Raw genomic sequence first — 23,375 nt, 5'->3', positions numbered from 1 at the left:
CTACCTTCGTTTTACTTAGTTGAAGTTAAACAGCTTATTTTAATCTTTCTGCAATTGCTTTGATAAATCCTTCACTGTTTACCGCATTCACATTTTCAAGCGTTGTAATCAGTGCAAGGTCTTTTGTCATCGTTCCAGATTCAATTGTATCCAATGTTGCTTTTTCAAGTTTATCTGCAAACTCCATTAATTCCTTATTTCCATCGATTTCACCACGTTTTCTAAGGGCACCTGTCCATGCAAAGATCGTTGCAACAGAATTTGTAGAGGTTTCTTCTCCTTTTAAATATTTATAATAATGACGCTGTACAGTTCCATGTGCTGCTTCATATTCATAATATCCTTTTGGAGATACGAGTACAGAAGTCATCATTGCAAGAGAACCAAATGCAGAAGAAATCATATCACTCATAACATCTCCATCATAGTTCTTGCACGCCCAAATAAATCCACCTTCTGATTTCATAACACGTGCTACTGCATCATCAATTAATGTATAAAAATATTCAATTCCTGCTGCTTCGAATTTAGCTGCATATTCTGCATCATAAATTTCCTGGAAAATATCTTTAAATGTATGATCATATTTTTTAGAAATCGTATCTTTTGTTGCAAACCATAAATCCTGTTTTGTATCAAGTGCATAAGTAAAGCAGCTTCTTGCAAAACTTTCAATAGATTTATCAATATTATGCATTCCCTGAATCACTCCAGGTCCATCAAAATCATGAATAGTTTCACGGATCTGCGTTCCATCTTCTCCAGTAAATACCAATTCTGCTTTTCCAGCTCCTGGAACTTTAATTTCAACACCTTTATAAACATCACCATAGGCATGTCTTGCAATTGTAATTGGTTTCTTCCATTTACTTACCGTTGGCTCAATTCCCTTTACTGTAATTGGAGCACGAAATACCGTTCCATCAAGAATGGCACGAATCGTTCCATTTGGACTTTTCCACATTTCTTTCAGGTTATATTCATCCATACGTGCAGCATTCGGAGTAATTGTCGCACATTTTACGGCAACCCCATATTTCTTTGTCGCTTCTGCAGAATCAAATGTTACCTGGTCATTTGTTTCATTTCTATGCTCTAATCCGAGATCATAGTATTCTGTTTTTAAATCAATAAATGGGAGTAACAGTTCTTCTTTGATCATTTTCCAAAGAATTCTTGTCATTTCATCTCCGTCCATTTCAACTAACGGCGTAGTCATCTGAATTTTACTCATGGTTGTTCCTCCTATGGTGTTTCTCATCACTAACCGGCTGTTCTTTTCAGCCTATTAGGCTATATTATATCGAAAAAACTGAATTCTGTAAATAAATGTACAAAGAATAGTACACAAGTTGTCATTCTTTCCAAAATTTGCACAAATTTTTTATTTCTTTCACAGTATTTATTGTTTAACTCAAACACAAGTATCCTGTTCGATCGATATCCCTATTTTATAAAGAACAAATCATGCTGATTCAATTGATATATTATTTACACAATGTTATACTAAACTTATCGTTATTTTAAAATTTAATTTCCATATTGGAGGATCATCATGAAACTTGCATTTATCGGAACCGGTAAAATCATTGCAGATGCACTTTTTGCAATAGAGCCGGTAAAAACAATTGAAAAAACTGCTATCTTTGCCAGACCTCATAGCAAAGAAAAAGCAGAATCTTTTGCTAACCAGTATCACATTCCAGAAATCTATACAGATTACGAAAAATTACTCAATGAAACTGCTGCTGATACCGTTTATATTGGTCTAATCAATAGCGCTCATTATCCTTATGCAAAAAAAGCGCTTCTTCATGGAAAAAATGTAATTCTTGAAAAACCTTTTACCGGCTTTTACAAGGAAGCTCAGGAACTACAACAAATCGCAGAAGAAAAACAACTTTTTATCTTTGAGGCTGTCACAGTTCTTCATAACGATGTATTTTACGAAATGAAAAAAAATCTTTCAAAATTGGGACCGATCCGCATGGCTCTATGCAATTATTCCCAATATTCCAGCCGCTATGATGCTTATTTGAATGGAGATATTGCCCATTCTTTTGACCCCGAATATTATGGCGGTGCCCTATACGATATCAATGTATATAACATTCATTATTGCATTGGACTATTCGGAAAACCCAAAGATGTAGAATATTATCCAAATATTGGACCAAACGGTGTCGATACTTCAGGAACCCTAATTCTTATCTATCATGGATTTTCCGCTGTTTGCACTGGAAGCAAAGATTCTGACAGTCCTGGTTTTATTTCCATTCAAGGGGAGAAGGGATTTATGAAAATTGACAGTAAACCAAACATTGCATCCGAACTTACTACTATATATGCAGATGACAATATCAAAGAAAAAGTAAAAGATGCCGCAGGCGCCATGGTACGAGCTACGATTACAGAAGATTTCAAAGCTCCACAAAATCATCACCGTATGACACAGGAATTCATAGATTTTGCCCGTGTGATTGATGAAAAGGATTATGAAACAGCTCATCAATTTCTAGAAGAATCTGTAACCGTTGTTGGTGTTCTTGAAAAAGCAAGACAAAAAGCCGGCATTGAATTTTAACAGAATATAACGTCAAACAAAAACTGCCAGCAGATATATCTGCTGGCAATTTTTTATAAATATTAAAACAATCCAATACTTATGCTTTATGTTCTGTATGTAACAGCTGATGTGCTTTATTAGAACCAGGTGCATCAAAGAATTCTTTATAAAGTCGCTTAATATCTGAATTTTCATGTGAAAAACGAATTGCCGCATGTTGATCAAGGAAATGCAAATTTTCTCCTCTTTTTGCTGCAAGCTCTTTTCCTTCATGGATTGGCTGTCCTCCACCTCCGGAACAACCACCAGGACACGCCATCACTTCTACAAAATGGTAATGTACCTCTCTGTTCCTTATGGCTTCCATCAGTACTCTTGTATTTTGAAGTCCACTAACAACCGCAACAGACACTCTATTTCCCGCAATTTCAAATTCTGCTTCTGTCCATCCGCTTTTCTTTTGTCCACGAATCTCCTGGAATAAATCGGCATCTGGATTTTTTCCAGTGATTAGATAATAAGCAGAACGAAGTGCTGCCTCCATAACACCTCCAGTTGCACCAAAAATCACACCGGCACCAGTTGCCTCCATAAATGGTTGATCAAACGGTATATCTTCTAAAGTCTTCGGATCAATATAATCTGCACGAATCAAACGATCTAATTCTCTTGTCGTTAACACACAATCTACCCCATGTCCGGCATATTCCTTATAAAATAAAGAAGCTTCTCTCTCACTTTTCTTCGCAAGACAAGGCATAATAGATACTGCAAAAATTCTTTCTGGTTTCACACCAATATGCTTTGCAAAGGCTGTCTTCATAACGGCACCAAACATTTCCTGTGGTGATTTTGCACCAGAAAGTCTGCCTGTCATTTGAGGGTACTGGGATTTTAGAAAACGGACCCAACCCGGACAGCAAGAAGTAAACATTGGATGTACATCTAAATCTCCCTTTGTATAACGTTCTACAAATTCATTTCCTTCTTCCATAATCGTAAGATCAGCAGAAAATGTTGTATCAAATACATAATCAACACCAATCCTTTTCAATGCATCTACGATTTTTTGCACCGTTGCTTCCTCTCTTGAAAGTCCCAAAGATTCTCCCCATGCTGCACGTACGGCAGGTGCAATCTGAGCAACAACAATGGTATCTTCTTTTTCAATTGCACGATACAGTTCTTCTGTGTCATCTCTTTCTCTTAAAGCTCCAGTTGGACAATGTGTAATACACTGCCCACAAAGTGCACAGTCGGCTCTCTGAATATCACGATTTCCAGATACTCCAACGGTTGTTCTTGAACCTGTTCCAGATACATCCCAAATATACATTCCCTGAATTTTATCACAAACCTGTACGCAGCGCATACACTTGATACATTTATTTGCATCCCGAATCAGAGGATATCTTTCATCCCATTCCTGCACAACCAGTTCCTTTTTATATGGTGTATCCACAACATTTAAATCATTTGCAATAGTCTGAAGACTACAGTTTCCACTGCGAACGCAGGCAACACACTGTGCTTCATGTTGCGAAAGAATCATTTTTATCGTATGTTTACGATTTCTTCGAACTTTCGGACTGTTTGTGTAAATAACCATTCCATCCTCTACAACGTTATTACATGAAGTTACAAGACGATCCTGCCCTTTAACTTCTACTACACAGACACGACAGGCTCCGATTTCATTGATATCTTTTAAATAGCAAAGTTTTGGTATCGGAACATGAATGGATGCTGCTGCTTCCATAATTGTTGTCCCTTCTGGAACGGAAATTTTCTGACGATTAATTGTAATATTTACCATTTCGTCTTCCTCCCTCCCTTAAATATTCCATAACCGAAGTGATCACAGCGCAAACATCTAGATGCTTCCTGGCAAGCTTCTTTTGATGTCATACAATTTTCAATTCCTTCAAAATCGTGGATTCTTTCTCCAGCTTCTCTTTCTGTCAGATTTACTCTTCCGCAAGGTGGTTTATCCTCAAGACATGGCTCCGGTATCTCCACTCCTGCAGAAATTTCATGATGATATCCAAGGTATTCATCAATGTTTGCAGCAATAACTTTTCCGGCTGCAATCGCTGAAATTACCGTAGACGGGCCAGTTGCACAATCTCCCCCAGCAAATACACCCGGCATTTCTTCAAATCCGCCAAATTTTTCTACGTTAATTTTTCCCCTTTGGACCGGCACACCAGCTTCCTCAAAGTGCTGATACTCAATATCTTGTCCAATGGCAACAATCAAACACTGACATGGAATAAAAATATCTTTTTCTCCTGTTGGTTTCACACTAGCTCTTCCACCTTTGATCTGACTGATCATCTGTGGCGTCACCCAGATTCCTTTGACATTCCCATCATCATCTTTTTCAATTTTTGCTGGTGACATTAGCGTCTTAATTTCAACGCCTTCTGCTTCTGCTCCCTCAATTTCATCTGGAAGCGCTGTCATATCTGCAACTCTTCTCCGATAAACAATGCTAACTTTTTTTGCTCCAAGTCTTACAGAAGTACGAACCGCATCCATGGAAACATTTCCACCTCCAATGACAGCGACTTCTTTTCCTTCCAGACTTTCCTGAGTTCCATACCCGACATTTCTTAAAAACTGCACTGCTGAGATAACACCGTTTGCATCTTCTCCTTCCAGACCAAGTTTCTTATCGGTACTGGCACCAATCGTAATTAAAACTGCATCATATTTTTCTTTTAAATCCACGATCGAATAATCTTTTCCTATTACTTTTCCACAATCTACTTTTACACCGGTATCAAGAATCGCTTGAATATCATCATCCAAACGTTCTTTCGGAAGACGATAGTTTGGAATTCCATAGCGAAGCATTCCTCCAAGCTTTGGAAGCATTTCATAAACGGTTACCTGATGTCCCATCAGTTGAAGAAAGTAAGCTGCACTCAAACCTCCCGGTCCTCCTCCAACGACAGCTACATTTTTTCCTGTTGATGATGCACATTTCGGTGGTGCCACATATCCAGCAGCATCGGCTGCCATTCGTTTTAATCCACGAATATTCACCGAATCATCAATCATATTCCTACGGCATAACGCCTCACACGGATGCTCACAGATAAATCCACAGGTTGTCGGAAATGGATTATCCTTCCGGATCAGACGAATAGCATCCTCATATCTTCCTTCGCGAACAAGCGCAATGTATCCTGGAATATCAACCCTTGCCGGACATCTAGATACACATGGTACCGGCTGTTTTAATGTACTTAAACATCGATGATACATAATATGTTCCAGATAATCATCTTTAAAGCCAATCACACCTTTATATACCATATTGGCAGCTTCATATCCAATCGCACAATCTGCTGACTCCATAATAGACTGTGCTGTCTCTCGAATTGCTGTTAAAGTGCGAATGGTTGCCTTTCCATCCAGTACATCGGTAATCAGATTTTTGAGCTGTCCTAGTCCTACTCTACATGGAACACATTTTCCACAGCTTTGTGCATGGCAAAGTTCGAGAAAAGCTCTTGAAATATCAACCGGACATAATCCCGGAGGACTGGACTCGATTCTTCGTTCCAAGTCTTTATAAAGACCTTCTACAACCAGCTGTGACTGATTAGGGGTCAGTAATTCCAAACGACTCATATTAATTCCTCCTATAGTTTATTCTTTTTCTATTAATGTTTTTTATTAAAATGAGATATTGGTCCCATTATATGCAATGTTTTCCTAAAAAACAAGGACTTTTGTTCAAAAACACCGTTAATTTCCTAACATTCCTGTTAAATTTTGTGCAAAATCACGTTAAAAAAATCACAAGAAAGAATCCTGTTTTACAGAATTCTCCGCTTGTGGCGAGTCACTTCAGCAACAAAAAAAGAATCCCACCAAAGCAGGATTCTCTGATATTTTTTATTTTTATTCATTAATAAGAAACAATGATTCCTCCATCACAGGCATACAAACTGCTAACACCCTTTGTCTCAATAATAATGATATCTTTTACTTTCAAGCTTTTTTCTATAAGCTGTTTTACATACTCAGCTCTTTGCGGACAATTACAATGTGCAATTGCAAGGACTCGATCCGATAAATCTCTTCCTTCCTGAACAAAACTATCTACCATTTTTGATAGTGCTTTCTTTGTACCTCTTGCCTGTGTCAACTTCTGAATCACACCGTCTCTTGTTCCTTCCATAACTGGCTTAATATTCAATGCGCTGGCAATTGTCGCCGATAATCTAGAAAGACGTCCATTTCTTCGAAGCACTTCCAGCGTCTCCAATACAAAGTACGTACGAAGTGTTGAAATATAATCTTCAATTTTATCCACTACTTCTTGAAATTCCATACCTGCAGACGCATATTCATAAATTTTACGAGCAATCAAAAGCTGTGTTGTAGAAGCTCCTCTGGAGTTAAATACATAAATATTTTTCTTTCCATTTTCTTCTTCATACAGATTTTTTCCTAAAACTGCACTGTTATAAGAACCGCTTAATTCCGCGGATAATGTTATAACATAAATATCATCTGCTTTTCCGTAGGCAGCCATATAACTTTCTGGTGCCGGACATGCAGACTTAACTTCTCCTTTACTTTCTGCTACTTTTTTTAAAAATGATGCCTGATCAAATGTTTCATCATCAATAATTTCTTCTCCGTCAACTAATAATGTCAATGGAATCCAAGAATAACATCCTTTTTCAAAATCTTCTGGTGTTAAATCCGTACAGCTATCACACACAATATGAAAACTCATATTCGTATCTCCTTTTTATAACTTTCTAATCTAGTATTCATTACTACTTATTCTATCATATTCCTACACAAAATGAAATACATAAACTAGGATTCTTTTTCTCCAAGCTCAATTGCAGTAAAAATTCCGAGAAAAAAAAGAAGAAATGACATAAAGATTGTGAAAATATCAACAGATTGTTTCTGCATTCCTGATAAAATTCCGACAGGTGATGCTAAAATGAGTCCCAAAATTGCCCAATAACATAACATTCGATAATGACAAAAAAGATATTCTACAATTTTTGCAATCAATAAGATTCCTATCACCACACCCAAAGCTACAGGTAATAGAATTAACATCCCACGATATATTTTCAAAAGATCCATATTTAGAAATCCATAAATAAACTTTGTTATTTCATTTAATAGTGGATGATAATATCCTATAGAAAGCAAAATAGCAGATCCACTAACACCTGGTATCACCATAGTTGCCGCAGCAAGAAATCCAATTCCAAACAATTTAACGGCCATGAAAACTGACAAATCTATCACTACCATTGCCTTTGATGCCTTCAGCATTGGAATCCCTGCTATTAATACAAAAAAGCCTATCATCATCATTAGATATGATAGTTTTATCTTTTCCTCTCGGATATATCTAAGAATTTCTGGCATCCCTCCAAAAACAAGACCAATAAATAAAAAACGTGTTTGAACTGGATATTGAAAAAACATCCAATTGATTGCATAAGAAAGCATCAAAAAACCTATTCCTGCTCCAATTCCAATCGGAAAAAGAATTTTAAAACTACTTTTCCAGTCCTCTTTCATATGTGTAACTGCATAAATCAATTTGTCATAAATTCCCATAGAGACTGCCAAAGTTCCTCCACTAACGCCAGGCATAATATTTGCCACACCGATCAGTATCCCTCGACAGATTCCACTCATCCATTTCAATTACATAAGCTCCTTTAAGCGTTCTTTTACTTCCATATCCCATGCTTCTTCCAGAGAATGATCCATAACAAATGTTCTTCTTGATACCCCGCTTGTACATTTCAACATCTTCCTATCATAAAGAATATTCAAAAAGAGTCCAGCAATTTCTTCTTGTCTGACTGCTAGATTATATTTTAATAAAAATTCTTGTGTTTCTTCTGGCTTCAACATCATAATAAATTGAAAAAATAATGGAGTTTTTTTCCCTTTTACAAGAGAAAAGATTTTTTGCTTCTCCTCTTTCCACGGTATATAATCATAAGAATGATACTGCTCCCATTCTTCCGTATCATAAAACTCCTTTAAAACTTTCCCATTAAATTCATATGCAATATTCATCGATAACTTTCCCTCATTCATAAGAAAATCGTCAAATAAATTGCCTCCAAGAAATCCAGCCATAAATTTTTTTACCTGTTCAATTTCAATTAATACCATATTTTACTCCCAAAAAAGTGGACAGTGCTTTTACTGTCCACTTTATTTTAACTTTCTTATAAAGTTTTTTCAATCTTTTTTACTGATCAAAATCATCGCTGCTTCCGAAACTGCTTCCATAGTTGCTTCCATAACTGTTTCCGTAGCTGTTTCCATAACTATTGGAACTATTTGAGCTTCCATTTGAATTTGAAGAATTACTGCTTCGACTCTGCTGTGTGCTTGTAGATGCTTCTGATTTCTTTCCAAGAGTTACAGTGACTGTCTGAGACTTATAAGTTCCCATTTGATTCTGACGTTTTAATGTAATTTTTATTTTTGTTCCAGCTTTTGTATTAGAAATCTTATTTTTCAATGCATCCATTGTTGATACATCATTTCCATTAAACTTGACAATCACATCTCCTGCGCTAATTCCTGCCTTTTGAGCTGGAGATCCCTTGACAACCTGCTGTACATAAATACCAGACGGCATTTCAAACTGGGATGCCATAGAACTATCAATCGTCTGTCCAGAAATACCAAGGTATGCCTGTTGTGTATCTTTGATTGTTTCTTTGTTAATAAGCTTTTTGATAATCGGTTTTGCTGTATTGATTGGAATTGCATAACCCATTCCTTCAACATCTTCAGAAGAATATTTTACGGTATTAATTCCAATTAATTCTCCCTTACTGTTTAACAAAGCACCACCACTATTACCAGGGTTAATCGCTGCGTCCGTCTGAATCAAAGTCATCGTCTTATCTGTCAGCTGAACCTGTCTATTCAAAGCACTAATATATCCCCCTGTTACAGACTGTCCATATCCAAGCGCATTACCAATGGCAATTGCCTGTTCTCCTGTTTTCAGTTTGGAAGAATCTCCAAAATTAATGATTGCAATCTTCTTTAATGTTGCCTCCTTCATATCTTTTACATTTACTTCAACAACTGCAAGATCTGAATCGCTATCAGTACCACGAATAGAAGCACTCACACTCTTTCCATCAACAAAACCAACAGATAAAGTCTTTGCTCCTTCTACTACATGATTATTTGTTACAATTAGAAGTTTTCCATCCTTTTTTCCAATAATGATACCAGAACCAGCACCTTCTGACTCACTACTTTGCTGTCCGAACCAGCTCTGCGTTGTACTTTCGAATTTTCCTGTAATTGAAACGATGGATGGCATAACATTTGATGCTACACCAGAAAGATCACTGCTTGTATTACCTCCGGAAGAAGTACTAACTGTTTTCGTTGTTGCTAACTGCTGACTATCTGTTCCGACTCCTGCTTTTGAAAATCCATACTGGACACCCTGCATGACAAGCCCCGCGATTAATCCGAAGGCAACTGCAGAGCCACAAATACGAAGCCACCATTTTCCATTTCTTTTCTTTTTCGGCGATTCTTTTTTTTCTTCTTCTCGCCACTGATCAGCAGTTGTCCACTGGTCATTCTTATATTCATTCATGAGATTTTCCTCCTTTTGTATCCTTTATTATTTAATCTGTTTTCAATATACCCAATAATTGTGTTAAAATTGTGTCCGAACTGTTATAAAAATAAGAATTCCATTCTAATGTAACAATCAATAAAAATAAGAAAAACCTAAGATATTTTTCCATTGTACTCCTTGTGTTTTTACCTTATAATAAAAATCAAGTAAAAGGAGTATTCACATGATTAAACAAAACCAAACCTATTTAAACAGACTGCATGTATTGATTGATGCTGCTTGTATTTATTTGTCCGGTATTGCAGCCTATTATTTTCGATTTCATGAAGGACCGATTTTAGGGATTCGATTTTACTGTGATGTTTTTGAATACAACAAATATCCGTTCCCAATCAAATATTATCAATTTCCATTGATCGTTGCATTGTTTGTCATCCTTATATTATATGCATCTTTTGGATTATATACACCAAAACGCTATCAACGTGGAAGTAAAGAACTGATCAATTTATTTAAGGCAAATGCGATCGGTCTTGGTATTGCAGCTTTTGTGATCACAATCTTTCAGATTAGCAATTTCCCAAGATCTTTATATTTGTTATTTTTTGTAATCAATTTTATTTTTGGCGTTATTTCCAGATATATTATTCGGAAAACCTTAAAAATCAATCGTCAGCGTGGACATAATATCAAGCACACGGTCTTTGTTGGCTTCAGTACTTCTGCTGCTGCCTATATCGATCGTATCAAAGCCAACCCACATTGGGGACTTTATGTCCATGGAATTTTTGATGATACTGTCAGCGATAATTTTGAATACCGTGGCATCAAAAAAATCGGAACACTGAATGATCTTGCTTCTTATCTAGATCATACTTCTCTAGATGAGGTAGCAATTACGCTAAACTTGAACGAATATAATAAACTAGAAAATATCGTTGCTATTTGTGAGAAATCCGGTGTTCATACAAAATTTGTGCCCGACTATTATAACTTTATTTCCACGAACCCTTATACCGAAGATTTGGATGGACTCCCAGTCATCAATATTCGAAATGTCCCTTTAACAAATACGTTAAACCGAATCATCAAGCGTCTGATCGACATTATTGGCTCCATTGTTGCCTTGATCTTATTTTCACCAATTATGTTGATCGTAGCGATTCTTGTAAAGAAAAGTTCACCTGGTCCTATCTTATTTGCTCAAGAACGCATTGGTCTTGGAAATAAACCATTTAAAATGTACAAATTCCGATCAATGGGCGTACAAGATCCAAAAAAAGAGGCAAAAGGATGGACAACCAAAAACGATTCTCGTGTAACACCCGTTGGAAGAATTATACGAAAGACCAGTCTTGATGAACTTCCTCAGTTTTGGAACGTTTTAAGGGGCGATATGAGTCTGATTGGACCACGTCCAGAGCGCCCACAATTTGTTGAAAAATTTAAAGAAGAAATTCCTCGGTATATGATTAAACATCAAGTACGCCCCGGCATTACCGGATGGGCACAGGTCAATGGTTTTCGTGGAGATACATCCATACGCGGCCGCATTGAACATGATCTATACTATATTGAAAACTGGTCACTCGGTCTTGATATCAAGATCTTATTCCTTACATTCTTTAAAGGATTCATAAACAAAAATGCTTATTAAAAAGGACGGTGATCGCCGTCCTTTACTTTTAGGAGGTTTTTTATGTCAACACAGAAAAAAAAGAAACGCAGACACCCTGTCCGTAAAATACTTTTCCTTTTGGTTATCATTGCTGTCATTATTGCAGCAATTGTATTTACTGCTTACAAAAAACTGGGAAAAGTAAATACATCCAAGCTCGATGAAAGCAAACTTGTTACTACAAATGAAGATTCGAACATGAACAACTATACAAACTATGCTTTCTTTGGTATCGACTCCCAGACTGGCAGCATGTCAGACCGTGGAAATCGTTCGGACTCTATCATCGTCGTTAGTATTAAAAATGACACAAAAGAAGTAAAACTTCTTTCCATTTATCGTGATACATTTGTAAGTATTAATGGAAGATACAATAAAATCAACTCAGCCTATTCATGGGGCGGTCCAGAACTTGCTATCAGCACAATCAACCGTAATCTGGATCTAAATATCGAGAAATATGCAACGGTAAACTTTAAAGTACTCGCAAATCTTGTAGATGCTGTAGGTGGTATTGAAGTAAATATTGATCAGAGCATTTTAAAGAACTTAAATGCTTATATCAAAGACATGAACCGTTTAAATGGTGGAGACTCTGCAACCATTCCTTCTGCAGGTACTTATACACTAGATGGAAATCAAGCGGTCGCCTACTCAAGAATCCGTTATACTGCCGGAGGTGATCTTGCAAGAGCCGGAAGACAGAGAGAAGTCCTTGAAAAGATTTTCCAAAAAGGAAAAAAGAATCCAACAAAGATGCTATCTGTTATGGATACTGTACTACCTGAGGTAAAAACCAATATGAGTCAGGATGAACTATTTAATATGTTCCTTTCCGTTGCCAAATATGATATCAAAGATCAGCAGGGATTCCCTTGGGATCAGAAAGAATTAAAATACTATGGTACTTATTATGGATTTCCAACAACTTTAAAAGAAAATGTCATCCGCGCCCATAAATATTTGTTTGGAACAGAAAATTACCAGGTCAGCAGTGAGCTAGAACGAATTAATCAGAAAATTATTTCTCGTGTTGGCGAATAAAAAAACAACCATTATAAAATTCCAAAAGAGTTAGATTATAAAGTCTAACTCTTTTGGAATCTATGATTTTGGCTGTTTTTTATAACCGTTTCATAATCTTTAATAAGGTTTCACCAATAGCTTTTTGTCCTTCTTTACAATAGAAGAGATCGCAAACTTTTTTACGTTCTTCCTTAAATTGATCTTCTCCTTGAGAAATACGTTCCAGTTCTTCCATAAATTGATCAAAATTACGAGCATGATATCCAGGTGTTACCTCTTCATAAGGATAATACATTTCCCGATCATTCATCAAATAATCTTCATAATCAAACTCATAAAACATCAATGGACGATTTAATAATAGATAATCAATATAAGTACTAGAATAATCTGTTATAAGCAAATCCGTATCCATGAGAAGTTCCTGAATATCCATCTCTTTCTCTGTAATATTAAAAATATTAGAATACATAGATAAATCTAAGGTTTCCTTCTGATGATAAAAATGAAGCCGTATAACAAAAACAGCATGTTTCTCCTTACACCATTGATTCAAACGTTCAAAATCAAAATTTTCTTCCAGAGGAAATTTCTCTTTTCCTTCTTGTCTGTGCGTTGGTGTATACAAGATTATCTTACGTCCTTTGGCCGCTTTTCTTAATTGATGTTTTGGTAAAAAATATCCTTCTTCATCAAAGAAAATATCATTTCTGACCTGCCCAAGGGTAATCACTCTTGACGAGGGACATTTGAAGGCACTTTCATAAATTTTTGCATATGGCTGACTTGTTGCTACTACATATTCTTTCCCAAGAGGTATTTTATGAATCGCTCTACGAATTTTTTGTCCACGACTTTCCCAATTTACCGTCTTATCATCATCATACCCTACTTTTTTCAATGGTACTCCATGCCATAAATTTAGATAAATGGCTCCTCCCATAAATGTATGATTGACATCACTAATTCCATTGCTAACTATCGCATATTTTGCACGAAGCTGCAAAAAGATTCCTTTCAAACTATGAAACATATATGCTTCATATCCCTGTCTGCGGATTTCTTTGCATATAGAAGCATCCTTTGTTATCCACACGGGACGCATTGTTGAATGTTTTTGTGCACAAAGGAAGAGATATTTTGAATTATCTGCATACTGCTTCCCAAGCCACGCGCCAAAGATGCAGATTTTTCTACTTCTTGGAAACAGACATGACAGATACATAATAAAATATTTTACAATTAAATTGACTGTCTTTTTCATGGTACTCCTTATCCCCAAATCCACTGCATCAGCTTACGAAGATTTCCTTCTTTTATCACATGGTTATTTTTATAAAATGATAATCTCTTTATTTTTCCTTTATAATATAAATTTCCATAAGACTCCATAAGTTCATACGTATCTAAGTTTTCTATTTCTTCTCCATAAGTAGCTACAAATTCCTGAATCTGCTCCATCGACTCAATCATCATTCGACGATATTGATTTTTTCCTTCCTTTAAATGACGATACAAATATTTTGGATTTTTAGATCCCTTTGCTCCAACAGAATTATGTCCATGCTGACGATAGTACATTGTCGGCTCATTCACAAATCCAATCTTACCAAATACTCTCGCAATCAACGCTGCCCAATAATCATGCATAATAATTTTAGAAACAGGCAATGGCTGTAAAAAATATTGCTGTAAACAACGATTGATCATTACGGTACATCCTGTTACAGAATTCTGCACCATTAACTGGTTTAAAAAAATACGTCTCGGAAGATTCGCATATTGAAAAAAAGATTCTGCAACCATTTCCAGGTTTTCATCTACCACAGAAAGATCTGTATGCACAAGAATTGGTGTCTTTGTTCCATATCTTGTTTCCAGAGCTTCCATTTTCTGCATTGTTAGATAAATTTTATCTCTTTTCCATACATCATCTTGATCGCAAAACATAAAATGTGGTCCATGGGCATTTTGCAGTAAATGAATAAAATTGCTTTTTGCACTTCCTGTGGGTGGATCATTTTTAAAAATCGTTACTTGATCTGGATATTCATTTTTAAATTCCTCCAGAATTTCTAATGTATGATCTGTCGATCCATCATCACCAACAACCAGCTGCCAATTGCCATATGTCTGATCTGCAATAGATTCCAGCTGAGCTTTTAAATAATCCTCTCCGTTCAGCGTTGCTAAAAGAATCGTAACCATCTACGTCATCCTCCTGTTGTTTTTTTTCACACAGTATGTTTTTTTATCACATCAATTACTTTTTCGGAAGCATGTCCATCATCTACATGATTAAATTTTTCATGATAAACCTTATATTTCTCTTCCCATTCTTCTGCCTTATAATTTTTAATGTCACAAATCAGTTGTCTTGTATCCTGTGAAATTGGGCCTGGCACTTCTGCCTCAAAATCAAAATAAAATCCTCTTAAATTTTCTTTATAATTTTCCAGATCATACGCAAAGAAAAACATCGGACGATGAAGAAGACTATAATCAAACATAACGGACGAATAATCAGTGATCAATATATCTGATACAAGATAAAGCCATGCGATGTCCTTTGTTTCATCGAATGTATATACAAATCCTTTATATGGTGTCCAGTCAATCTGATCTGATACAAGATAATGATATTTCACAATAAAAATATATTCATCAGAAAGAGCTTCCTTTGCCAGATCAAAATCAAGTTTCGATGCAAACTTATATTTTCCAGCCTCGGAGTACTCATTATCTCTCCACGTTGGAGCATAAAGAATAATCTTTTTATCCATAGGAAGCTTTAATTTTTTCTTATATTGTTCAATTTTATCTTTGCGATTTTTTCTGATCAGAATATCATTTCTCGGATAACCAATCTGCAGGATCGGACGGTTTTTAAATGCAAAACATGATTTGAAAATTTCTGTTGAAAATTGATTTTGTGAAATCAAATAATCCCATTCTTTACATGTTACGAAAAATTGTCTGTGATATTCGTAAATATCCGTATCTCCACTAATATCCATATGTTCCATATCAAGTGCCAATTTCTTCAAAGGCGTTCCATGCCATGTCTGAATGTAAAGTGTTTGTTTCTTTTTCTTCACATATAACGGCTGTCTGCTATCAAACACCCAAACTCCGCCTCGCATCAGATACCAAAAATAAAGTAGATAATTATTACGAACTTTTTTACATCTTCCTGGAATTCGAATGGAAGTATCTAGCAAAAACCAGATACATTTATATTTTTTATCCAGTTTTTGCCGCACCATTTCTTCATAAATATATCTTGGATTGCCTGTATAATTTCTGCCGTTATTACTCTGAAAAATAATGATATTCTTATTTGTTGGTACAAAACGATACAATAATTTATATAATATGACCGTTAAATTTTTTATCCGCTGCTTCATACTCTACCTGCTTACTGATCATCATCCTGGCTACTTGTGCCAATGATTCCAAGATCCTGTTTAATCTTTGTTGTTGAAATTCCTTCCGTCCTTGGAAGATATACAACTTCACAGTATTCTTTCAGAAAATCAAATTTTCCTTTCCAGTCATCTCCCATGACGAATACATCTACATGATATTCTTTTACATCTGAAATTTTCTGTTCCCAGCTTGTTTCCGGAATTACCAAATCTACATAACGGACAGCTTCTACCAGCTTTTTCCGTTCTTCATAACTGAAATAGCATTTTTTTTGTTTCTGTTCCCAGTTAAACTTATCCGTTGAAACAACAACAATCAGATAATCACCAAGTTCTTTTGCTCTTCTTAATAAATTAATATGTCCTGCATGCAGTAAATCAAATGTTCCATAGGTAATCACTTTTCTCATGGTGCTTTTTTGTACCTTTCCTATTTCGTTTTTTGTTCATATATTTCACTTACTTCTTCAATTGATCCACGGGAAATAATACGTCCTTTTTCCAAAAGAATTGCCTTATTACACAGACGCTGTACCTGTTCCAAAGAATGTGATACAAATAGTACTGTAACCCCTTTGTCAAACATACTCATAATCTTTGCTTCACTCTTTTTACGGAATTTAGCATCTCCCACAGATAATACCTCGTCCAGGATCAGAATATCCGGTTCTACCAAAGTTGCAACTGAAAATCCAAGTCTTGATTTCATACCAGAAGAATAATTCTTAACTGGTACATCAATAAATTTTCCAAGTTCAGAAAATTCAATAATTTCATCCAACTTTTCATCCAAAAATTTTCTTGAAAAGCCAAGAACTGCACCATACAAATAAATGTTTTCACGTCCGGTATACTGCTGATCAAAACCAGCTCCAAGTTCCAAAAGTGGTGCTATTTTACCTTTACTTGTTACGGTTCCTTCTGTTGCTTTTAAAACCCCGGCAATCACTTTTAACAGGGTACTCTTTCCAGCCCCATTTAATCCAAGAATTCCAAGACGGTCTCCTTTATTTAATGAAAAATTAATATCCTTAAGAGCCCAAAATTCATTATAAGAAAGCTGTCTTTTGATCAATTTGATTACATAATCTTTTAAATCATCTACTTTTTCTTGACTTAAGTTAAATTTCATGCCGACATGTTCAACTCTTAATACTTCTTTGTTTGCCATGACTGCCTCCTAAATGTACAAAATAAATTGATCCTGTTTCTTATAGAAAAAGATCAGTCCGACAATAACACTAACGATTGCAAATACAACCGATGCTGCCAGAAAATGCATATTCATTGGTCTTCCATAAACTGCTTGTCTGAAATTATGGATTAAAAGATAAAGTGGATTACATTTTAAGATCCATCCAAATCCAGACTTCAGCAGTTTTTCTGGTTTATAGAAAATAGCAGATGCATACATAATCATCATCAGTCCTACAGACCATAAATATTCCAAATCACGGAAAAAGACCGCCATTGTTGATAAAATCATACCAACTCCAAATGCTGTAAAAAGCAACAAAATTAATGGCACAATCGCCTGAAGCAAATAAATTGTTGGATATACTTTCAGCACAGTCGCAACTGCTACCAGTACAATCAGTGAAATTGCAAAAATAATATAGTTAAATAATACGCTGGACAATGGATAAATGTATTTTGGTACATAAACCTTTTTGATCATTCCAGCATTCGTCCTAATTGCCTTCATCGCTCCATTTGTTGCAGACGAAAAGAAACTATACATCAGTCTTCCACAAAGGATATAAACTGGAAAGTGCGGGTCTTTATTATTAAACAGTGTTCCAAATACAACACTCAGTACGATCATTGTAAATAATGGTTCCAGCAGAGTCCATAAAATTCCAAGATAAGAGCGACGATATTTCAGTTTTACCCCTTTTTTTACGAGCTCCCAAAGCAAAAACCGATACTTTTTAAAATTTTCTATATATGTTTTCATGATGAAATCTCCGATTTATGTTTATTTTTCCCATTTCATAATTGTTTTTCCGTAAGATTTATGAATATCCATCTCAAATGCTTTTGTCATATCTTTGACTGTACGGACTTTAACAACAGCACCAACAATGTTGCTTAGATATTCTACAACTTCCGGATTCTTTTTATAAATATCAATTGTTTTTTCAAAATCTGCTCTTCCACTTCGACTGCTTCCGAACATACGAAGACCTTTTTCAAGAATCATTCTTGTTTCAACAGGAACTGGATACTCAGATACCCCAAGAATTGAAATCGTTCCTTCTGGATTAATATAATCGATAATCTGCTGAATTGCAGACTGTGATCCTTCTCCTCCAACACATTCAATTGCATGATCCATTGAAAAGTCTTCTGGTATTTTATCTACCAGACAAGTACCATCGACAAAAGAGAAATCTTCCAGTTTTTCTTCATGTACACCAAAAACAAAAATTTCCGTATCTGGGAACATACTTTTACAAAGCAGCGATGTAATATAACCAAGGTTTCCATCTCCCCAGATTCCAATTCTATTTCTACGTTTATGAGCGATTTCATCAAATCGCCTTAAAGCATGTACACTAACAGAAATAATTTCTGTAAATGCAGCAACTTTCTGATTAATACCTTCTGGCAATAATAAAACACGGTCACGGTCGAGTGCTACATTATCCTGCATAAATCCATCAAATCCACTTCCACGGAATTTACTGCTTCTTAAATAATTTTCGGCAATCATATCATCTTTTTCCACTGGAGTATTTGGGATCATAACAACGTTGTCTCCAGGCTTAAATTCTCCTTTGGGATCATAAACAACTTCTCCAATTCCTTCATGAATCAAAGCCATTGGAAGTTTCTTTTTCAATACTTCTGGAGCTCTTTTTCCCTGATAATATCGCTGATCCGCATTACAGATGGACAGATATGTAGGTCTTACAACGATCTGTTCACCAAAAAGATCAATGTCATTAAACTGCACTTCAAAACGGCGCGGAGCCGTCAGACGATATACCGTATTTAACATTTTAATATTCTCCTTTTACCAATGTTTCAGCTACCTGTAAATCATATGGATATGTGATCTTCATATTAAACACTTCACCTTCTACCAAGTACACTGGTTCTCCTTTTAAAACACAGATTCTACATGCATCCGGCAAAGTTTCCTTTTCTTCTGCTGTCAGAGAGTTATACAAATCTCTGATTTTTGCAGCTTTAAAAGACTGAGGAGTCTGTCCCTGACACATTCTAGAACGATCTGGAATATCTGCGATCATTGTTCCTTCCTCTGTTCTCTGCACAATCGTATCTGCTGCTGAAACTACTGTATCACATGCACCATATTCTTTAGCTGCCGCAATATTTTCATTTAAAATACGATGTGTAACAAAAGGTCTTACTGCATCATGTGTAACAATAATCGTATCATCATCTACTCCAAAATTTTCATCAATATACTGAATAGAATTCATAATTGTTTCATTTCTTGTGCTTCCACCTTCAATGACAACGATTTTTTCATCCCCATGTAAGTATTTTTTCATCAAATTTTTCGTATGGTTTACCCAACTATCTGGGCACAGAATGATAATCTTATCAAACGCATCATTTACAAAAAATTTCTCTACCGTATGAACGATCACTGGTTTTCCTCCCAGATTCAGGTACTGTTTTGGTTTTTCCACATTCCCCATTCTACTTCCAATTCCACCAGCTAAAATTACTCCAAATATCATATTACACCTCGTTTTATTTTGCATTTGTCTGTCTACCGTATTCTACCGCAAAATCCATATAAATTCAACTATTCACTAAAAGGGACACCAGTACTTTTTCCAAGCAGTTCACGAATTTTAACTGCATAATTGACTGGTTTACTTTTGAGTAAATTATTTCTATGTGCAAGTTCGATTTTTGTTTTATCTATCATATCTTTTAATTCATTTTCCATCGCTTCCCTTGCAACATAAAAAGATTGTGTCCTTAAAAATCTTTCTTCTGCCGTATGTCCATACACAGTATCAATTTCACTATATGGGACATGAGCTTCTTTAATCTTTTGATCAAGCGGAGAAATTTCCGGATTGTTTCCATCTTTAAAAATATGTTCCAGTCCATTTTTTTCAAGAAATTTCACATACGCCTCAAAATGTTTATCATGATCCTTTAATATTGAACGAAAATCCATGTTATTTGCAATTTCAAAAATATCTGCATCTGGTTTTAAATCCTTTGCCCAGATGTGTGGAATGTGATGGAATTCTGTTAGCTCCTTCATCCTTGCATCATGGGGGATTAAAAGTGCTGGTGTTCCAGACAGAATTGCCGCAATATTTCCATGCATTCTTCCACCGATACTAAAATCTGAATTTCTTAAAAACTCAAACCATGAAACTGCATTTCCAAAACATCTTACTCTGTTTTCTTTGTAAAGTGAATCAAGCATATCGTTTGGATAATCCTCTGCATGTTTTTGTTGATGAACATAAGGTTCTCCGGCAAATACCATTTTCATTTCTAAAAGTCTTTGTGGAAGAAAATAATGATCTGGTATTTCTCTCATTGCTTTTCGCAAAAACAAATTCACCTTATTCGGTGCCACCACAGATGCATTGACACATATTCTAGATGTCTGCTGCAAATCCAGATTCCTTACCTTAATGTCTTTTCCAAACGTGTACATGGATGGACACCCAATCACCGTATAATCAATTTCTTCTCGAAATCCAAGAGATTTTAAATAGGCTCCTGTGATTTCTCCACGAACTCCAATGATCGCTGAATGATCCAAAACGGCCTTTAAAAACGCCTTTGCCTCTGCATCAAAAGAAAATCCATGTTTTAAATCTTCATGAAATGGTGCTCTTAGTCCTATCCCAACCACAACAACTGGTACTTTTAATTTTCGTATCAGTCTCGTAATTCTTTCAAAAAATTTTTTCATATCTGGGCGTAGGACATCCGCGAATGGCATAACATACCCAGCATAATTCTGATTAATCTCATCTGCATATTTTTCACCAACATAACGGTATCCATTTGGAACTAATTCCTGATTTTCTGTTGTTAATGCACGAAAAATGCCATACTGATAAATCAGATTACCTGTATTGTCACCTACTAAATTATCCAGAATAATTTTTCCTGGCTCTACTACATCATAGGGGGTCATTCCTGCTCGAACTAATAGTTTTTTCATGTCAAAATATCTCCTACTCTTTCATGGAATCTAAAATTAGCTTACCTACCCTCTCCGATGATTTTCCATCAAGATCATCAAAAAATCTTGTCTTAAATTTTGCGATCTTTTCTTCCTCAAAATCTTTTTTCTCTAATGCTTTTAACATTGCACGTTCACTCTGAACAATTTTTCCAGGAACAAACAATTCGTATTCATAATAGAATCCTCTACTAGAAATATATTCATGCAAATCATAGGCATAAAATAACATTGGAATATCCAAAAGTGATGCCTCAAAAATAACAGAAGAATAATCTGTCACAAGCAGATCTGTCACAAAGAGAAGATCATTGATTTCTGCCTCTTCAGATAAATCCAGAATATCATTTTTATATTCTTCTGGAATCTCATTACGATCCTGCACAAATGGGTGATGTTTTACAATAATGGCATATTCTCCACCTAATGCTTCATATACCTGTTTTAAATTAAAACGTTCAACTGGATAATGTCCGCTAATTTTTCCTTCTCCTCGGAAAGTTGGTGCAAACATCAAAATCTTTTTATCTTTAAATTGAGGATATTTATCATAAAATTCCTTTTGTTTCTTTTCTTTATATTCTTCCTGGAAGAATATGTCTGTTCTTGGAATTCCAGTTGGTTTTGCCTTTTCTACAGAAATACCAAAACCTTCTGCATAGAAATCAGCAATTTCTTTCGAACTTACAATTGTATAATCATAATTTCTATGTGCAGAATTTCTCTGTTGTTTTAATTTCTGAATATGTCTTGCCCTACTAAATCCAAAAGTCTTAAATGCACCACATGCATGCCATAACTGGAATAGTTTTGTTTCCTTTCTAATTCCAATACGGTATAAAAGGAAATAATAATCATCTACCAGAATTACTTTTGAAGTTGCTAAATATTTTGCAAGCTTCAACATCATGGATACAGAAATCTTTTGACGGATATCTGCTTCAGAGTCAAGCAAAAATACAAATTCCAGATCATCTTTTTCTTTTAGTACATCATATACAAACTCTAAATTCCCTGACAGATCGTCTCTTCGATTGGACAAAAATAAAATTCTGTTTTCTTTGATCTTTCTTTTACAGGAGATTTTGTAAATCAACTGAAATGTTCTTAAGCGGAACTGTTTTAATCCAAGATTCATATTGCAAAATGCACAACAGCGCCAACGCGTATGATTGAATAATCTTCTTGGCACGCTTCCTATTTTTGCTTTTGCCGGGGATTTGATCGGGAATTTAAACAAAACAAGAATACTTTCGATCAAAAATACCGGAAGCAATCCAACAGAAACAATTGCCATTAAAAACTTCCATAACCCAGAAACTACGACTGGAAACATACTGGCTCTTGCAGCATTTCCCGTCTGTGTATTATGAAAAATTAGTTCTGTATGATCCTCTGAAACTTTAATTTCATAACAGTTATTCTCATCTTTCTGCGTCAAACGTTTTTCTGTGATTTCAAAAGGAATCTTATGTACTCTGTCATTCCCGTAAATGAATTCAAAGTAAAGTTTAAAGTCTTTTGCCGCCTTATCATGAAAGAACAAATAATCCATCAAATATTGATTTTCCCCAAAAAGAATAAATCGATCCATATCTTCTTTCGGATAATACGATTTTACCAGCATCGGAATTCTTCGTACTTCTTTTCCATTGTCAAAAAACAATGCAATTTTGGGTGAATGTATGACTGCCTGGAAACTTCCTTTTACTTCAATTTCCACATTTAATTTTTTATTATTAATGACATTTAATTTTAAAATTTTAAACTTATATTTACTCACAAACTTTTATATCCTTTTCTATTTCTTTTCTTCTATCACAACCACCCAGTTTTTACAACTTTCT

The 23,375-nt window shown here is 35.4% G+C and carries 20 protein-coding genes; 3 read left to right on the top strand and 17 right to left on the bottom strand.

What is annotated here, in order from left to right; all coding sequences use genetic code 11:
• Positions 1-34: 34 nt before the first annotated feature.
• On the bottom strand, positions 35-1,234 hold the full coding sequence (locus KQI71_RS02955) for an NADP-dependent isocitrate dehydrogenase (RefSeq protein WP_216433931.1): 1,200 nt from the start codon (positions 1,232-1,234) through the stop codon (positions 35-37).
• 321 nt (positions 1,235-1,555) lie between these two features.
• Between KQI71_RS02955 and KQI71_RS02950 the strand changes: the two genes are divergently transcribed.
• The gene (locus tag KQI71_RS02950) at positions 1,556-2,584 is read left to right on the top strand and encodes a Gfo/Idh/MocA family protein (protein WP_216433929.1); all 1,029 of its coding nucleotides are present in this window, start codon (positions 1,556-1,558) and stop codon (positions 2,582-2,584) included.
• Positions 2,585-2,663: 79 nt separating this feature from the next.
• Here KQI71_RS02950 and KQI71_RS02945 read toward each other — a convergent pair whose 3' ends face one another.
• From KQI71_RS02945 to KQI71_RS02920, 6 genes are all read right to left on the bottom strand, one after another.
• Positions 2,664-4,382: a [FeFe] hydrogenase, group A gene (locus KQI71_RS02945; protein WP_216433927.1), complete on the bottom strand. Its 1,719-nt coding sequence runs from the start codon at positions 4,380-4,382 to the stop codon at positions 2,664-2,666.
• Entirely contained in the window at positions 4,376-6,208 is a 1,833-nt protein-coding gene (locus KQI71_RS02940; protein ID WP_216433925.1) for an NAD(P)-binding protein, read from the bottom strand. The genes KQI71_RS02945 and KQI71_RS02940 overlap by 7 nt, the downstream gene beginning before the upstream one ends.
• A gap of 280 nt (positions 6,209-6,488) precedes the next feature.
• Positions 6,489-7,325, bottom strand: a complete 837-nt coding sequence (locus tag KQI71_RS02935; RefSeq protein ID WP_216433923.1) for a DegV family protein — start codon at positions 7,323-7,325, stop codon at positions 6,489-6,491.
• Between the two features lie 86 nt (positions 7,326-7,411).
• Positions 7,412-8,260 carry a DUF368 domain-containing protein gene (locus KQI71_RS02930; RefSeq protein ID WP_253287913.1) on the bottom strand — a complete coding sequence of 283 codons (849 nt, stop codon included), beginning with the start codon at positions 8,258-8,260 and terminating at the stop codon, positions 7,412-7,414.
• 9 nt (positions 8,261-8,269) lie between these two features.
• The gene (locus KQI71_RS02925; protein ID WP_216433918.1) at positions 8,270-8,749 is read right to left on the bottom strand and encodes a DUF5721 family protein; all 480 of its coding nucleotides are present in this window, start codon (positions 8,747-8,749) and stop codon (positions 8,270-8,272) included.
• A gap of 79 nt (positions 8,750-8,828) precedes the next feature.
• A complete protein-coding gene (locus KQI71_RS02920; RefSeq protein ID WP_216433916.1) occupies positions 8,829-10,211 on the bottom strand; it encodes a S1C family serine protease in 1,383 nt (460 codons plus the stop codon).
• 208 nt (positions 10,212-10,419) lie between these two features.
• Between KQI71_RS02920 and KQI71_RS02915 the strand changes: the two genes are divergently transcribed.
• Together KQI71_RS02915 and KQI71_RS02910 are read left to right on the top strand one after the other, a co-directional pair.
• On the top strand, positions 10,420-11,853 hold the full coding sequence (locus KQI71_RS02915) for an undecaprenyl-phosphate glucose phosphotransferase (protein WP_216433914.1): 1,434 nt from the start codon (positions 10,420-10,422) through the stop codon (positions 11,851-11,853).
• A 42-nt stretch (positions 11,854-11,895) separates the two neighbouring features.
• A complete protein-coding gene (locus tag KQI71_RS02910) occupies positions 11,896-12,918 on the top strand; it encodes an LCP family protein (RefSeq protein ID WP_216433912.1) in 1,023 nt (340 codons plus the stop codon).
• 79 nt (positions 12,919-12,997) lie between these two features.
• Here the strand turns inward: KQI71_RS02910 and KQI71_RS02905 are convergent, their stop codons facing one another.
• The 10 genes from KQI71_RS02905 to KQI71_RS12775 all read right to left on the bottom strand — a co-directional run bounded on the left by KQI71_RS02905 (position 12,998) and on the right by KQI71_RS12775 (position 23,311).
• A complete protein-coding gene (locus KQI71_RS02905) occupies positions 12,998-14,164 on the bottom strand; it encodes a CDP-glycerol glycerophosphotransferase family protein (protein WP_216433910.1) in 1,167 nt (388 codons plus the stop codon).
• 8 nt (positions 14,165-14,172) lie between these two features.
• Complete coding sequence (locus tag KQI71_RS02900; protein ID WP_216433909.1) at positions 14,173-15,108, bottom strand: glycosyltransferase family 2 protein; 936 nt, start codon at positions 15,106-15,108, stop codon at positions 14,173-14,175.
• 26 nt (positions 15,109-15,134) lie between these two features.
• Complete coding sequence (locus tag KQI71_RS02895) at positions 15,135-16,307, bottom strand: CDP-glycerol glycerophosphotransferase family protein (protein ID WP_216433906.1); 1,173 nt, start codon at positions 16,305-16,307, stop codon at positions 15,135-15,137.
• 11 nt (positions 16,308-16,318) lie between these two features.
• Positions 16,319-16,738: a glycerol-3-phosphate cytidylyltransferase gene (gene tagD / locus KQI71_RS02890; RefSeq protein WP_216433905.1), complete on the bottom strand. Its 420-nt coding sequence runs from the start codon at positions 16,736-16,738 to the stop codon at positions 16,319-16,321.
• Positions 16,739-16,758: 20 nt separating this feature from the next.
• Positions 16,759-17,499, bottom strand: a complete 741-nt coding sequence (locus KQI71_RS02885; protein ID WP_216433903.1) for an ABC transporter ATP-binding protein — start codon at positions 17,497-17,499, stop codon at positions 16,759-16,761.
• Between the two features lie 9 nt (positions 17,500-17,508).
• Positions 17,509-18,285 carry an ABC transporter permease gene (locus KQI71_RS02880; RefSeq protein ID WP_216433901.1) on the bottom strand — a complete coding sequence of 259 codons (777 nt, stop codon included), beginning with the start codon at positions 18,283-18,285 and terminating at the stop codon, positions 17,509-17,511.
• 21 nt (positions 18,286-18,306) lie between these two features.
• Positions 18,307-19,332 carry a ribitol-5-phosphate dehydrogenase gene (locus tag KQI71_RS02875; protein WP_216433899.1) on the bottom strand — a complete coding sequence of 342 codons (1,026 nt, stop codon included), beginning with the start codon at positions 19,330-19,332 and terminating at the stop codon, positions 18,307-18,309.
• Between the two features lies 1 nt (position 19,333).
• Positions 19,334-20,044 carry an IspD/TarI family cytidylyltransferase gene (locus tag KQI71_RS02870; RefSeq protein ID WP_216433897.1) on the bottom strand — a complete coding sequence of 237 codons (711 nt, stop codon included), beginning with the start codon at positions 20,042-20,044 and terminating at the stop codon, positions 19,334-19,336.
• A gap of 68 nt (positions 20,045-20,112) precedes the next feature.
• Positions 20,113-21,507 (bottom strand): polysaccharide pyruvyl transferase family protein, encoded by a 1,395-nt coding sequence (locus tag KQI71_RS02865; RefSeq protein ID WP_216433895.1) that lies wholly within the window; start codon positions 21,505-21,507, stop codon positions 20,113-20,115.
• Between the two features lie 13 nt (positions 21,508-21,520).
• Entirely contained in the window at positions 21,521-23,311 is a 1,791-nt protein-coding gene (locus KQI71_RS12775) for a CDP-glycerol glycerophosphotransferase family protein (protein ID WP_216433894.1), read from the bottom strand.
• Positions 23,312-23,375 lie beyond the last annotated feature (64 nt).

This window comes from Anaerostipes sp. MSJ-23 (assembly GCF_018918155.1).
Taxonomy (GTDB): domain Bacteria; phylum Bacillota; class Clostridia; order Lachnospirales; family Lachnospiraceae; genus Anaerostipes.
This window is presented reverse-complemented; position numbering and strand designations above follow the sequence as displayed.

Excerpts from the sequence above, each read along its gene's own strand:
- KQI71_RS02955 (WP_216433931.1), bottom strand. The coding sequence starts at position 1,234 with ATGAGTAAAATTCAGATGACTACGCCGTTAGTTGAAATGGACGGAGAT.
- KQI71_RS02950 (WP_216433929.1), top strand. The coding sequence starts at position 1,556 with ATGAAACTTGCATTTATCGGAACCGGTAAAATCATTGCAGATGCACTT.
- KQI71_RS02945 (WP_216433927.1), bottom strand. The coding sequence starts at position 4,382 with ATGGTAAATATTACAATTAATCGTCAGAAAATTTCCGTTCCAGAAGGG.
- KQI71_RS02940 (WP_216433925.1), bottom strand. The coding sequence starts at position 6,208 with ATGAGTCGTTTGGAATTACTGACCCCTAATCAGTCACAGCTGGTTGTA.
- KQI71_RS02935 (WP_216433923.1), bottom strand. The coding sequence starts at position 7,325 with ATGAGTTTTCATATTGTGTGTGATAGCTGTACGGATTTAACACCAGAA.
- KQI71_RS02930 (WP_253287913.1), bottom strand. The coding sequence starts at position 8,260 with ATGAGTGGAATCTGTCGAGGGATACTGATCGGTGTGGCAAATATTATG.
- KQI71_RS02925 (WP_216433918.1), bottom strand. The coding sequence starts at position 8,749 with ATGGTATTAATTGAAATTGAACAGGTAAAAAAATTTATGGCTGGATTT.
- KQI71_RS02920 (WP_216433916.1), bottom strand. The coding sequence starts at position 10,211 with ATGAATGAATATAAGAATGACCAGTGGACAACTGCTGATCAGTGGCGA.
- KQI71_RS02915 (WP_216433914.1), top strand. The coding sequence starts at position 10,420 with ATGATTAAACAAAACCAAACCTATTTAAACAGACTGCATGTATTGATT.
- KQI71_RS02910 (WP_216433912.1), top strand. The coding sequence starts at position 11,896 with ATGTCAACACAGAAAAAAAAGAAACGCAGACACCCTGTCCGTAAAATA.
- KQI71_RS02905 (WP_216433910.1), bottom strand. The coding sequence starts at position 14,164 with ATGAAAAAGACAGTCAATTTAATTGTAAAATATTTTATTATGTATCTG.
- KQI71_RS02900 (WP_216433909.1), bottom strand. The coding sequence starts at position 15,108 with ATGGTTACGATTCTTTTAGCAACGCTGAACGGAGAGGATTATTTAAAA.
- KQI71_RS02895 (WP_216433906.1), bottom strand. The coding sequence starts at position 16,307 with ATGAAGCAGCGGATAAAAAATTTAACGGTCATATTATATAAATTATTG.
- tagD (WP_216433905.1), bottom strand. The coding sequence starts at position 16,738 with ATGAGAAAAGTGATTACCTATGGAACATTTGATTTACTGCATGCAGGA.
- KQI71_RS02885 (WP_216433903.1), bottom strand. The coding sequence starts at position 17,499 with ATGGCAAACAAAGAAGTATTAAGAGTTGAACATGTCGGCATGAAATTT.
- KQI71_RS02880 (WP_216433901.1), bottom strand. The coding sequence starts at position 18,285 with ATGAAAACATATATAGAAAATTTTAAAAAGTATCGGTTTTTGCTTTGG.
- KQI71_RS02875 (WP_216433899.1), bottom strand. The coding sequence starts at position 19,332 with ATGTTAAATACGGTATATCGTCTGACGGCTCCGCGCCGTTTTGAAGTG.
- KQI71_RS02870 (WP_216433897.1), bottom strand. The coding sequence starts at position 20,044 with ATGATATTTGGAGTAATTTTAGCTGGTGGAATTGGAAGTAGAATGGGG.
- KQI71_RS02865 (WP_216433895.1), bottom strand. The coding sequence starts at position 21,507 with ATGAAAAAACTATTAGTTCGAGCAGGAATGACCCCCTATGATGTAGTA.